This window comes from Asticcacaulis sp. AND118 (assembly GCF_020535245.1).
In the GTDB taxonomy this organism is placed as follows: Bacteria; Pseudomonadota; Alphaproteobacteria; order Caulobacterales; family Caulobacteraceae; genus Asticcacaulis.
Window position 1 is genome coordinate 928,942 of record NZ_CP084910.1, and the last position, 12,111, is coordinate 941,052.

The window sequence follows — 12,111 nt, forward strand, 5'->3', positions numbered from 1 at the left end:
CAAAGACTATGCTACGGGCCGGACCCACCGCGGTCAGGCCGGACATTCTGTTTGTGCTCCGGCCCGGATCGACCCCCAAGTTTCCAACCCCTAACCGAGTGAAGGCCCGCAGATTTGCGGGGATTTGAAATGGCCAAGGAAAAATTCAACCGTACTAAGCCGCACTGCAACATCGGCACCATCGGTCACGTCGACCATGGCAAGACCACCCTGACCGCCGCGATCACGATGACGCTGGCGAAGACCGGTGGCGCTGTTGCCAAGAACTACGCCGACATCGACGCCGCTCCGGAAGAAAAGGCTCGCGGCATCACGATCAACACGGCTCACGTCGAGTACGAGACGGCCAACCGTCACTACGCGCACGTCGACTGCCCGGGCCACGCCGACTACGTGAAGAACATGATCACCGGCGCCGCTCAGATGGACGGCGCTATCTTGGTCGTCTCCGCCGCTGACGGCCCGATGCCGCAAACCCGCGAACACATCCTGCTCGCTCGCCAGGTCGGCGTGCCGGCTCTGGTCGTGTTCATGAACAAGGTCGACCTGGTCGACGACGAAGAGCTGCTCGAACTGGTCGAAATGGAAGTTCGTGAACTCCTGTCGTCCTATCAGTTCCCGGGCGACGATATCCCCATCACCAAGGGTTCGGCCAAGGCCGCGACCGATGGCGTGAACCCGGAAATCGGTGAAAACCAGATCCTGGCTCTGATGCAAACTGTCGACGACTACATCCCGCAGCCGGAGCGTCCGGTTGACCTGCCGTTCCTGATGCCGGTCGAAGACGTGTTCTCGATTTCGGGCCGTGGTACGGTTGTGACCGGTCGCGTCGAGCGCGGCATCGTCAAGGTTGGCGAAGAAGTTGAAATCGTCGGCATCCGTCCGGTTCAGAAGACGACCTGCACGGGCGTCGAAATGTTCCGCAAGCTGCTGGACCAAGGTCAAGCCGGTGACAACGTCGGCGTTCTGCTGCGCGGTACGAAGCGTGAAGACGTCGAGCGCGGTCAGGTTCTCTGCAAGCCGGGTTCGATCACGCCGCACACCAAGTTCATCGCCGAAGCCTACATCCTCACGAAGGAAGAAGGCGGCCGTCACACGCCGTTCTTCACCAACTACCGTCCGCAGTTCTACTTCCGTACGACTGACGTGACCGGCATCGTGAAGCTGAAAGAAGGCGTGGAAATGATCATGCCGGGCGACAACGCCGAGCTGGACGTCGAACTGATCACCCCGATCGCCATGGAAGAGAAGCTCCGCTTCGCTATCCGTGAAGGTGGCCGCACCGTCGGCGCCGGCGTCGTGGCCAAGATCCTCGCCTGATTTTAGGTAGCAGGGTCTCGGACCCTGCACCCTTAATCGGGCGCAGGCGACACCGATCAAGACTAAAGAAAACCCCCTGAGTCCGCTCAGGGGGTTTTTTGCCGTTCTCGACAGTGTCATGAAACTGCGCCATTCTCCTGACGGTTGAAAAGCGGAGGGTGGCATGTTTCATGGCAATGTCAGTCTGGAGATCGCCGAGGGTCTGAAGACGCTGCGTAAGCGTATCGAGGCGGCGAACATCCCGCCGTCGAAGCTGGATGAAACCCTCAATATCGCTACCTGGAATATCCGGGAATTCGGCAAGAAGCGCCGCACGCAGGCGGCCATACATTATATTGCCGAGATACTGGGGCAGTTCGATCTGATCGGCGTGGTCGAGTTGCGCGACAATCTGTCGGACCTGCAACGCGTTTTGCCCATCCTCGGCCCGTACTGGGATGTCGTTTACTCCGACGCCATCCGCGACCACGGCGGCAATTACGAGCGCATCTGCTACCTGTTCGACACGCGCGCCGTGGTGTTCAACGGTCTGGCCGCCGAACCCTCACCGCCCCGCACCAAACGCGGCAGCGAGTATCTCAGCGACGATAGCTGGTGGCGTTCGCCCTATCTGGCCTCGTTCAAGTCGGGCAATTTCGATTTTCTGGCCTTCACCACCCATGTTCGCTGGGGCGAAACCGAAGCGGCCCGGTTGAAAGAGATCGAAGGGCTGGCGGCGTGGATCGGCGCCAAGACGAAGGAAAAGATGGCCGAAGACAAGGACATCATCGTCATGGGCGATTTCAACATCCCCAAACGCGACGGCCCCATGTTGCAAGCCCTGCTCGATTGCGGCTTGAAGATACCGACGGCTTTAGCCAGGGACGAGTTCGGCACCAATCTGGCGCGCGACAAGCGCTACGACCAGATGTTGCACTTCACGCAGTTCAGCGAGAGTTTCACCAATGCAGGCGGCGTGCTCGACTTCTATGCCGGAGATCACCGCCCGCTGTTTCCGGTCGAGAGCTATCCCGATATGGACAAGGCGGCCTTCACCTATCAGTTGTCCGACCACCTGCCGCTGTGGATGCAGATCAATACCGACATCGACGGTCAGGTGCTCGATGCGCTGATCCAGCGCAAGCGGCAGAATTAACCCCCCATGTCGTTAACCTTACGGCTTAGGCCTAAATAAACCTCGTTCCTGTACATCCGGTTGAATACCAATGCAGGGGAACCGGATGGCCAGACTGAAACGCATCGAAAGCGTCGCGCCCGAAGCGCTGACGGCTGAAGATATCGCAGCCTGGGAAGGGTTCACCTCGCGCCGTCCCGACCTGATCGGTCCTTATTTCGACGTGCGCTACGTCATGGACATCGGCCAGAGCGTACCTGACGCCTTCATTGCGCGTCTTTATGACGAGCAGGGCCAGATCGCCGGCTATCTGCCGTACCAGGTGCGCGGGCGGACCATTCAGCCGCTCGGCGCACCGTTGACCGACTATCACGGCGTCATCGCCGACGACGGCTTCGTCATGGATTATCAGTTGCTGCTGCGCAGCCTGAAAGCCAACCGTCTGGAATTCATGGGCTGGGTCGGCGATATGACGGCGGAGAAGGCGCGGACCCGCACTATCGAGGCGGTGACGCAGATCGCCGATCTGTCCGAGGGCTACGACGCCTACTATGCGCGCCAGAAGAGCCTGCATCACAAGTTCTATAAAAATGTCGGCCGCTGCCAGCGCAATATAGAAAAGGACTTCGGCGGCTTTGACTTCACGTTCGAAATGGTCACGCCCGAACTCCTGCAATGGGTCATAGACCAGAAGCGCGAGCAATATAGCCGTTCGGGCATGCACGACGTGTTCGGCTGCGGCTGGACGCTGAACCTGCTGAGTCAACTGGCCAAGCGTCAGGACGAAGGTTTCGGGCTGAGGGTAGGGGTGTTCCGCGACACGAGCGGCGAAGAGCCAGTACTGGTGGCCGCTGAAATCTGCCTGATGCGCGGCCACTATATGCATTTCTGGTTCCCGGCCTATTCGGAAGCCTATCACCGCTACAGCCCCGGCATCCTGTTGTCGCTGCGCATCATGCAGCACGCGGCCGCGCTGGGGGTGACGCAAGTCGATTTCGGCGCGGGCGGGGAGGGGTATAAACACACCATGACCTCTCCGGCGCGCGTCTGCCTCGAAGGGACGGTCGAGGCACGGGCGAATCTGATGACGGTCATGGCCGATGCCTTTGTCGCCTTGTCGCCCGTGGCGCGTGACAGGTTGCGGGACATCCGGCTCAGCCTGCAACGTCGCCTGCGCGTCATCCGTGCCTGTGAAACGGACGCAAAAGGCAAGCGCGACGCTTTTCAGGCCCTGTTCCGCCGCGGTATGAGCCGTCTGCGCACCTCTGCGCCGTCGCCGGCGGGCCCTGCGAACGACATTGCGGCCTAAGCCGGCAAAGATTCCTGATGTCAGGGGTTGACGACAGGCGACTCCTTCGGCATATACGCCACCTCTGTTGGATTGGCAGTGAAGCTCTGGCTTTAGACGCGATCCGCATACTACAAATTAAATCGGCGGCCTCGTCTTACATATAAGGTGACGCTTCCAGATTTTCCGAATGGCCACGCGGGTAACACCGCGCGGCTTTGTTTTTGCGGATAACGCGTCGGTCTCTGAATTGGGATCGAAGCTGGTCTTTGAAATGGTTCAACGGACGCGGGATACGCAACCCCTTAACTTGGAATAAGAGCGATATGGATCGTCAGAATATCCGCATCAGGCTCAAGGCCTTCGATCACCGCGTGCTGGACCATTCCACACGTGAAATCGTGAACACGGCCAAGCGCACCGGTGCCACCGTCCGGGGGCCGATCCCCCTGCCGACGCTGATTGAGCGCTTCACCGTGAACCGTTCGCCGCACGTCGACAAGAAGTCCCGTGAACAGTTCGAAATCCGCACCCACAAGCGCGTGCTGGATATCGTCGACCCCACCCCGCAGACCGTTGACGCGCTGATGAAGCTCGACCTGTCCGCCGGCGTGGACGTCGAGATCAAGATTTAAGGGGCCCGGTCATGAGAACAGGTCTCCTCGCCAAGAAGCTGGGCATGACGCGTTATTTCGACGCGCAGGGCCAGCACACCCCCGTCACCGTCCTTTCGCTCGAAGGCTGCCAGGTTGTGGCCCAGCGCACCAAGGACAAGGACGGCTACACCGCCCTGCAACTGGGTGCCGGCACCCGCAAGGCCAAGAACGTCTCGAAGCCCGAGCGCGAGCGTTTCGCCAAGGCTCAAGTCGAGCCCAAGGCCATCCTGTCCGAGTTCCGCGTCACTGAAGACGCCCTCGTCGAAGTCGGCGCCGAATTCTCGGCCGATCACTTCGTCGAAGGTCAGCGCGTCGACATCCAGGGCACGACCATCGGTAAGGGTTTTGCCGGTGCCATGAAGCGCTGGAATTTCGGCGGCATGCGCGCTACCCACGGTGTTTCGGTCTCGCACCGCGCCCACGGTTCGACGGGTAACCGTCAGGATCCGGGCCGCACCTTCCCCGGCAAGAAGATGGCCGGTCACTATGGTGTTGAAACCGTCACCACGCTCAACCTCGAAGTCGTTCGCATCGACGTCGAGCGCGGCCTGATCTTCATCCGTGGCGCTGTCCCGGGTGCGGAAGGCTCGTTCGTCAAGATCCGTGACGCCGTGAAGAAGTCGGCTCCGCAAGACCTGCCGTTCCCGGCCGGTCTGAAAAAGGCTGCCGCCGCTCCGGCTCAAGCTGAGGAAGCGCCCGCTCAAGAAGAGGGTGCTGAATAATCATGAAACTCGACGTTATCACCCTCGACAACGGCAAGGCCGGTTCGGTTGACGTCTCTGACGCCGTTTTCGGCCTCGAAGAGATCCGCAACGACATCCTGGCCCGCGTCGTCAACTGGCAGTTGGCCAAGCGCCGCGCCGGTACGCACAAGGTTCAGACCCGCAACGAGAATTCTCGCACGGGTAAGAAGATGTACAAGCAAAAGGGTTCGGGCGGCGCTCGTCACGGTTCGCGCCGTGCACCGCAGTTCGTCGGCGGTTCGCGCGCCTTCGGTCCGGTCGTTCGCTCGCACGCCTTCGACCTGCAGAAGAAGGTTCGCGCCCTCGGCCTGCGTCATGCTTTGTCCTCGAAGGCCAAGGCCGGCTCGCTGATCGTTCTCGATCAGGCCGCGCTGGACTCGACCAAGACCGCGGCTCTTCGCGCCAAGTTCGAAACGCTGGGCCTGAAGAACGCTCTTATCATCGCGGGTCCCGAAGTTGACACCAACTTCGCCCTCGCTTCGCGCAACATCCCCAACATCGACGTCCTGCCGTCGGCCGGTCTGAACGTTTATGACGTTCTGCGCCGCCATACGCTGGTCCTGACGAAGTCGGCGGTGGAAGCGATCGAAGCCCGCTTCGCAGACACCAAGACCGCCTCGGCTAACGCCTCGGTCGGTGGGGAGGCCTAAGCCATGGCTGCTACTATCCGCAATTACGACGTCATCCTGGCGCCGCACATCACCGAAAAGGCGACCGTTCTGTCGGAACAGAACAAGGTGGTCTTCAAGGTGTCGCTGGACTCCTCTAAGGATGAAATCGCCTCGGCCGTTGAAGCGCTCTTCAACGTCAAGGTCGTCAAGGTCAACACGGTTGTCACGAAGGGCAAGACCAAGCGCTTCAAGGGCATCATGGGCCGTCGCAACGATGTCAAGAAGGCGATTGTCACCCTCGAAGAGGGCCAATCCATCGACATCACCACCGGTCTGTAAGGGGAGGTTTTAACAATGGCTTTGAAGCATTTTAATCCGACCTCGCCCGGCCGTCGCGAACTGGTTCTCGTTGACCGTTCCGAACTGCATAAGGGCCGTCCCGAAAAGGCTCTGGTCGAAGGTCTGACCAAGTCCGGCGGCCGTGGTGCCGGCGGTCGTGTCGCTGTCCGTTTCCGCGGCGGCGGCGCGAAGAAGCTCTACCGCATCATCGACTTCAAGCGTCGCAAGTTCGACGTGGCCGGTACGGTTGAGCGTCTGGAGTACGACCCGAACCGCACCGCGTTCATCGCGCTGATCAACTACGCCGACGGCGAAAAGGCCTATATCCTGGCCCCGCAACGCCTCAAGGCCGGAGACACGATCATCGCCTCGGAAAAGGTCGACGTGAAGCCGGGTAACGCGGCTCCGCTGCGCGCCCTGCCGGTCGGTACGATCATCCACAATGTCGAGCTGAAGCCCTTCAAGGGCGGTCAGCTGGCCCGTTCGGCTGGTGCCTACGCCCAGCTGGTTGGTCGTGACGCCGGTTACGCCCAGATCCGTCTGGGTTCGGGCGAGCTGCGCATGGTGCTCGACACCTGCATGGCCACCGTCGGCGCCGTGTCCAACCCGGACCACATGAACGAAAGCCTCGGTAAGGCCGGTCGCGCCCGTCACAAGGGCTGGCGTCCGCACGTTCGTGGTGTGGCCATGAACCCGATCGACCACCCGCACGGTGGTGGTGAAGGCCGTACCTCCGGTGGTCGTAACCCGGTCACTCCGTGGGGCAAGCCCACCAAGGGCCGCAAGACCCGTACCAACAAAGCGACGGATAAGTTCATCATCCGCTCGCGTCACCTTAAGAAGGCTCGCTAATCCATGGCTCGCTCCGTATGGAAAGGTCCCTTTGTCGATGGCCACCTTCTCAAGAAGGTGGAAGCGGCTCAGGGCAGCGGTCGCAAGGACGTCATCAAGACGTGGTCGCGCCGCTCCGTCATCATGCCCCAGTTCGTGGGGCTGTCGTTTGGTGTTTACAATGGTCAGAAGCACGTGCCGGTGCTGGTGTCGGAAGACATGGTCGGCATGAAGCTCGGTGAATTTTCGCCTACGCGGAACTTCCCCGGTCACGCCGCTGACAAGAAGGCGAAGAGGAAGTAAGCCATGTCGCAAACGTCCAATCCTCGCCGCGTAAAGCCGACCGAAGCCCGCGCCAAGCTGGTCTCCATCCGCATCAGCCCTTACAAGCTGAATCTGGTGGCCCAGTCGATCCGCGGCCTGAAGGTCCAGCGCGCGCTCAACGAGCTTGAATTCTCGCACAAGCGTATCGCCGGCGACGTTCGCAAGGCCCTGTATTCGGCGATCTCGAACGCCGAAAACAACCACAACCTCGACATCGACAACCTGTTCGTCGCCGAGGCCTATGTGGGCAAGAACATCGTCATGAAGCGCTTCGCGTCCCGCGCTCGCGGTCGCTCGTCGCGTATCCTGAAGCCCTTCTCGGAACTGACCATCGTCGTCCGTGAACTTGGTCAAGAGGCTGCCTAATGGGTCAGAAAGTCAATCCGATCGGTCTGCGCCTTGGCGTCAACCGTACCTGGGACTCGCGCTGGTTCGCCGCCCGTCAGGAATACGCCAAGCTGCTTCACCAGGACCTGAAGATCCGTAAGGAACTGAAGGAAAAGCTGAACGCCGCCGGCGTGTCGCGCATCATCATCGAGCGTCCGCACAAGAAGTGCCGCATCACCATCTATGCCGCCCGTCCGGGCGTGGTGATCGGCAAAAAGGGTGCCGACATCGACAAGCTGCGTAAGGAAATCGCCGCTCTCACCGAAGGCGAAGTGTTCCTGAACCTGGTCGAAGTCCGCAAGCCGGAAGTCGACTCGCAACTGGTCGCCGAATCGATCGCTCAGCAGCTGGAGCGCCGCGTGGCCTTCCGTCGCGCCATGAAGCGTTCGATCCAGTCGGCCATGCGTCTGGGCGCCAAGGGCATCCGTATGAACCTGTCGGGTCGTCTCGGCGGTGCGGAAATCGCCCGTATGGAATGGTACCGTGAAGGTCGCGTGCCGCTGCACACCCTGCGTGCGGACATCGACTTCGGCTTTGCCGAAGCTCTGACCACCTACGGCATCATCGGCGTCAAGGTCTGGATCTTCAAGGGCGAAGTCCTTGAGCACGATCCGATGGCCCAGGACAAGCGCTGGTCGCAGGAAGCTTCGGGCCCCTCGTCGAACGAGCGTCCTGAGCGCGGTGATCGCAACAATCGTGGCCCGCGCCGCGATCGCAATAACAAGGAGGCCTAATCGCTATGCTGCTTCCTAAGCGCACAAAATACCGTAAGGCCTTCAAGGGCCGCATCCACGGTAATGCCAAGGGCGGCTACACGCTGAACTTTGGTTCCTATGGTCTGAAGACGGTCGAGCCTGAGCGCCTGACCGCCCGTCAGATCGAAGCCGCCCGTCGGGCCATCACGCGTCAAATGAAGCGTCAGGGCCGCGTCTGGATCCGTATCTTCCCGGACTTGCCCGTCACGGGCAAGCCCGCCGAAGTCCGGATGGGTAAGGGTAAGGGGGCTGTGGATTACTGGGCCGCTCGTGTGGCGCCCGGCCGCATCCTGTTTGAAATCGACGGCGTGCCGGACGACATTGCCCGTGAGGCCCTGCGTCTTGGTGCGGCGAAGCTGCCGGTCAGCACCCGCGTCGTGACCCGTCTCGACGCCGGCATCGCGGCGGAGTAGGGACCATGACCAAGATCGCCGAACTGCGGGGCAAGACCCCCGATCAGCTGCAGGAAGAACTGCTGAACCTCAAAAAGGAACAGTTCAACCTCCGCTTCCAGAAGGCCACTGGCCAACTGGAAAAAACCCACCGCGTGGACGAGGTCCGCAAGGACATCGCCCGCATCAAGTCGCTTCTGACCGCTCAGAAGTCCGCCTAAGAGGAATAGACCATGCCCAAGCGCATTCTTGAAGGTCTGGTTGTTTCCGACAAGGGCAACAAGACCATCGTCGTGAAGGTCGAGCGTACCGTTCTGCACCCGGTTCTTAAGAAGCCGGTTCGCGTTTCGAAGCGCTACCACGCTCACGATGAGAACAACACCTACAAGGCTGGCGAAGTCGCTCGTATCATCGAGTGCGCGCCGAAGTCCAAGCTGAAGACCTGGGAAGCACTTCCCAAGGACGCAGCCTAAGATTTTCAGGTCCGGAGGGTTCAGGCCTTCCGGACTTCGGTCTTTGTAACATTTGCGATCCGGTTCCGGCGAGCGCATCCCGAAAAGTGTTTAGCGGTTTTCGGAAAAGATGCGCGTCAAACAAGCTTGAATACCCTTCGCAGACGTTGCGTTTCGGAGAAATGCTCACGGACAGTCCGGATTCAGTTCCGGGCGACTCCGTCGGGCATTTTTCCGTTTGCTAATTCCACGGAAATAGGCTTTAAGGCCCGCTTCCTCGGAATCCTCAGTCGTCTTCGCGGGGGACCGCGCCCGAAAGGGCATGGCCTGCGCGAGATTTTGGAAAGTTTGAATTATGATTCAGATGCAAACTAATCTGGACGTTGCCGATAATTCGGGCGCGCGCCGGGTCATGTGCATCAAGGTGTTGGGCGGCTCCAAGCGCCGTTACGCCTCGGTGGGTGACCTGATCGTCGTCTCGGTTAAGGAAGCGATCCCCCGTGGCCGCGTGAAGAAGGGCGACGTTCTGCGCGCCATAGTCGTGCGCACCTCGAAAGACATTCAGCGCAAGGACGGTTCGGTCATCCGTTTCGACACCAACGCCGCTGTCATCGTCAACAAGTCGGGCGAGCCCATCGGCACCCGTATCTTCGGCCCGGTTCCGCGCGAGCTGCGCGCCAAGAACCACATGAAGATCATTTCGCTGGCGCCGGAGGTTCTCTAATGGCTGCGAAAGTTAAAAAGGGCGACAAGGTCGTCGTTCTGACGGGCAAGGACAAGGGCCGCACCGGCACCGTCCTGAAGATTCTCCCGACCGAGAATCGCGTCCTGGTTCAGGGCATCAACGTCGTGCAGCGCCATACGCGCGCGTCGCAAACGAACCCGCAAGGCGGCATCATCAACAAGGAAGCTTCGCTTCACCTTTCGAACGTGGCCGTGGCTGACGCCAACGGCAAGCCGACCCGCGTCGGTTTCCGCGTCGAAGGCGACAAGAAGGTGCGCTTCGCCAAGAGCACCGGTGAGGTCATCAATGGCTGATCAAGCTTATACTCCGCGCCTCAAGACGGTTTACACGGACACGATCCGCGCCGCCCTGAAGGAAGAATTCGGCTACACCAACGAAATGCAGGTTCCCAAGCTCGACAAGATCGTCGTGAACATGGGTATCGGCGAAGCGGTTGCCGACTCCAAGAAGGTCAAGGCCGCGATCGCGGACCTGGCGGCTATCACCGGTCAGAAGCCGGCTGAAACCAAGGCCCGCAAGTCCATCGCCGGCTTCAAGCTGCGTGAAGGCATGGTGATCGGCGCCAAGGTCACGCTGCGCAAGCACCGTATGTACGAATTCCTGGACCGCCTGATCACGATCGCGCTGCCGCGCGTGAAGGATTTCCGCGGCCTGAACGGTAACTCCTTCGACGGCCGTGGCAACTACGCCATGGGCCTGAAGGAACACATCGTGTTCCCGGAAATCAACTACGATCAGATCGACCAGATGTGGGGCATGGACATTGTCGTCTGCACCACGGCGAAGAGCGACAAGGAAGCCAAGGCTCTCCTGAAGCACTTCCAGTTCCCGTTCACGTCGTAAGGGGGAAGGTACAGAACCATGGCTAAGAAATCGGCTGTAAACCGTAACGAGATGGTCAAGAAGCTCGTCGACAAGTACGCCGCCAAGCGCGCCGCGCTTAAGGCTGCTGCCATCGACGAATCCCTTCCGCTGGAAGAGCGCTTCGCCGCCCGTCTCGCCCTCGCCAAGCTGCCCCGCAACTCGGCGCCCACCCGCATCCGCAACCGCTGCGAAGTCACCGGCCGCCCGCGCGCCTTCTACCGCAAGCTCAAGATGAGCCGCGTTAGCCTGCGCAAGCTGGCCAACGAGGGGCAAATCCCCGGCATGACCAAGGCCAGCTGGTAAGGGAAGATCAAACAACATGTTCATCTCTGATCCCCTGAGCGATATGATCGCCCGCATCAAGAACGCCGCCCAGCGCAAGCGTTCGAAGCTGCTCACCCCCGCCTCGAAGCTGCGTGCGCGCGTCCTCGACGTCCTCAAGGACGAAGGCTATATCCGCGGCTACGAGCTGCTCGAAGTTCCGGGTGAATTCCCGCAGTTCGAAATCGAACTGAAATACTTCGACGGCCAGCCGGTCATCGCGGAAATCGCCCGCGTGTCCAAGCCGGGCCGCCGTGTCTATTCGTCGATCAAAGATCTGAAGCCGATCAAGAACGGCCTCGGTATCGCGATCCTGTCCACGCCGAAGGGCGTCCTGTCTGACACCGCTGCCCGCGAACAAAACGTCGGTGGCGAAGTCCTCTGCCGCGTCTACTAAGACCGGCGGGACTTGCTTAAGACCATAGGAACAAAGAATGTCTCGTATTGGGAAAAAGGCCATTGCAGTACCGAAGGGCGTGACCATCACGCTCGACGGTCAGGCCATCACGGTCAAGGGGCCCAAGGGCCAACTGAACTGGACCGTCGTTGAAGAAATCGAAGTCACGCACGAAGCCGACAACCTGTCGGTGGCGCCGCGTGGTGAAACCGCTCGCCACAAGGCGATGTGGGGTCTGTCGCGCACGCTCATCGCCAACATGGTGAAGGGCGTCACGGACGGCTTCGAGTCGAGCCTCGAACTGGTCGGCGTCGGTTACCGCGCCGCCATGAAGGGCAACAACCTCGAACTGTCGCTCGGCTTCTCGCACCCGGTCGAAGTCGCGCCGCCCGCCGGCGTCACCTTCGTCGTGCCGAAGCAGACCGAAATCAAGATCCAGGGCATCGACAAGCAGGTCGTCGGCGAACTCGCCGCCAAGATCCGCAAGATTCGTCCGCCTGAGCCCTACAAGGCCAAGGGTGTCCGTTACGCCGGCGAGAAGGTTCGCCGCAAGGAAGGGAAGAAGAAGTAAG

At 60.6% G+C, this 12,111-nt stretch carries 20 protein-coding genes; all 20 read left to right on the forward strand.

The features are described from left to right. Window positions 1–129: 129 nt before the first annotated feature. The 20 genes from tuf (at window position 130) to rplF (ending at window position 12,110) form a co-directional block, all read left to right on the forward strand. Window positions 130–1,320, forward strand: coding sequence for an elongation factor Tu (tuf, locus tag LH365_RS04475; RefSeq protein ID WP_226744993.1), 1,191 nt, complete (start codon window positions 130–132; stop codon window positions 1,318–1,320). A 163-nt stretch (window positions 1,321–1,483) separates the two neighbouring features. Next, the gene (locus LH365_RS04480) at window positions 1,484–2,455 is read left to right on the forward strand and encodes an endonuclease/exonuclease/phosphatase family protein (RefSeq protein ID WP_226744994.1); all 972 of its coding nucleotides are present in this window, start codon (window positions 1,484–1,486) and stop codon (window positions 2,453–2,455) included. Between the two features lie 85 nt (window positions 2,456–2,540). Next, window positions 2,541–3,743 (forward strand): GNAT family N-acetyltransferase, encoded by a 1,203-nt coding sequence (locus LH365_RS04485; RefSeq protein ID WP_226744995.1) that lies wholly within the window; start codon window positions 2,541–2,543, stop codon window positions 3,741–3,743. A gap of 305 nt (window positions 3,744–4,048) precedes the next feature. Further along, complete coding sequence (rpsJ, locus tag LH365_RS04490) at window positions 4,049–4,357, forward strand: 30S ribosomal protein S10 (RefSeq protein ID WP_006273890.1); 309 nt, start codon at window positions 4,049–4,051, stop codon at window positions 4,355–4,357. An 11-nt stretch (window positions 4,358–4,368) separates the two neighbouring features. Next, window positions 4,369–5,100 (forward strand): 50S ribosomal protein L3, encoded by a 732-nt coding sequence (rplC, locus tag LH365_RS04495; RefSeq protein WP_107874116.1) that lies wholly within the window; start codon window positions 4,369–4,371, stop codon window positions 5,098–5,100. 2 nt (window positions 5,101–5,102) lie between these two features. Further along, window positions 5,103–5,771, forward strand: coding sequence for a 50S ribosomal protein L4 (gene rplD / locus LH365_RS04500; RefSeq protein WP_226744996.1), 669 nt, complete (start codon window positions 5,103–5,105; stop codon window positions 5,769–5,771). A 3-nt stretch (window positions 5,772–5,774) separates the two neighbouring features. Further along, window positions 5,775–6,071 carry a 50S ribosomal protein L23 gene (locus LH365_RS04505; RefSeq protein WP_107874122.1) on the forward strand — a complete coding sequence of 99 codons (297 nt, stop codon included), beginning with the start codon at window positions 5,775–5,777 and terminating at the stop codon, window positions 6,069–6,071. A 15-nt stretch (window positions 6,072–6,086) separates the two neighbouring features. Then, window positions 6,087–6,923 carry a 50S ribosomal protein L2 gene (rplB, locus tag LH365_RS04510; protein ID WP_226744997.1) on the forward strand — a complete coding sequence of 279 codons (837 nt, stop codon included), beginning with the start codon at window positions 6,087–6,089 and terminating at the stop codon, window positions 6,921–6,923. A 3-nt stretch (window positions 6,924–6,926) separates the two neighbouring features. After that, entirely contained in the window at window positions 6,927–7,205 is a 279-nt protein-coding gene (gene rpsS, locus LH365_RS04515) for a 30S ribosomal protein S19 (RefSeq protein WP_107874128.1), read from the forward strand. 3 nt (window positions 7,206–7,208) lie between these two features. Continuing rightward, the gene (gene rplV, locus LH365_RS04520; RefSeq protein WP_013478463.1) at window positions 7,209–7,592 is read left to right on the forward strand and encodes a 50S ribosomal protein L22; all 384 of its coding nucleotides are present in this window, start codon (window positions 7,209–7,211) and stop codon (window positions 7,590–7,592) included. Further along, entirely contained in the window at window positions 7,592–8,347 is a 756-nt protein-coding gene (gene rpsC / locus LH365_RS04525; RefSeq protein WP_107874131.1) for a 30S ribosomal protein S3, read from the forward strand. Before rplV ends, rpsC begins: the two co-directional genes overlap by 1 nt. Before the next feature lie 5 nt (window positions 8,348–8,352). Then, window positions 8,353–8,781, forward strand: coding sequence for a 50S ribosomal protein L16 (rplP, locus tag LH365_RS04530; RefSeq protein ID WP_107874134.1), 429 nt, complete (start codon window positions 8,353–8,355; stop codon window positions 8,779–8,781). Window positions 8,782–8,786: 5 nt separating this feature from the next. Then, window positions 8,787–8,981 carry a 50S ribosomal protein L29 gene (gene rpmC, locus LH365_RS04535; RefSeq protein WP_107874137.1) on the forward strand — a complete coding sequence of 65 codons (195 nt, stop codon included), beginning with the start codon at window positions 8,787–8,789 and terminating at the stop codon, window positions 8,979–8,981. A 12-nt stretch (window positions 8,982–8,993) separates the two neighbouring features. After that, the gene (rpsQ, locus tag LH365_RS04540; protein ID WP_107874140.1) at window positions 8,994–9,233 is read left to right on the forward strand and encodes a 30S ribosomal protein S17; all 240 of its coding nucleotides are present in this window, start codon (window positions 8,994–8,996) and stop codon (window positions 9,231–9,233) included. Between the two features lie 334 nt (window positions 9,234–9,567). After that, window positions 9,568–9,936 carry a 50S ribosomal protein L14 gene (rplN, locus tag LH365_RS04545; protein WP_013478468.1) on the forward strand — a complete coding sequence of 123 codons (369 nt, stop codon included), beginning with the start codon at window positions 9,568–9,570 and terminating at the stop codon, window positions 9,934–9,936. Continuing rightward, on the forward strand, window positions 9,936–10,250 hold the full coding sequence (gene rplX / locus LH365_RS04550; protein WP_226744998.1) for a 50S ribosomal protein L24: 315 nt from the start codon (window positions 9,936–9,938) through the stop codon (window positions 10,248–10,250). The genes rplN and rplX overlap by 1 nt, the downstream gene beginning before the upstream one ends. Continuing rightward, entirely contained in the window at window positions 10,243–10,800 is a 558-nt protein-coding gene (gene rplE / locus LH365_RS04555) for a 50S ribosomal protein L5 (protein WP_107874146.1), read from the forward strand. Before rplX ends, rplE begins: the two co-directional genes overlap by 8 nt. An 18-nt stretch (window positions 10,801–10,818) precedes the next feature. After that, on the forward strand, window positions 10,819–11,124 hold the full coding sequence (gene rpsN, locus LH365_RS04560) for a 30S ribosomal protein S14 (protein ID WP_226744999.1): 306 nt from the start codon (window positions 10,819–10,821) through the stop codon (window positions 11,122–11,124). A 16-nt stretch (window positions 11,125–11,140) separates the two neighbouring features. Further along, entirely contained in the window at window positions 11,141–11,539 is a 399-nt protein-coding gene (gene rpsH / locus LH365_RS04565) for a 30S ribosomal protein S8 (protein ID WP_107874153.1), read from the forward strand. Window positions 11,540–11,576: 37 nt separating this feature from the next. Beyond that, the gene (rplF, locus tag LH365_RS04570) at window positions 11,577–12,110 is read left to right on the forward strand and encodes a 50S ribosomal protein L6 (protein ID WP_226745000.1); all 534 of its coding nucleotides are present in this window, start codon (window positions 11,577–11,579) and stop codon (window positions 12,108–12,110) included. The last annotated feature ends 1 nt before the right edge of the window (window position 12,111 follow it).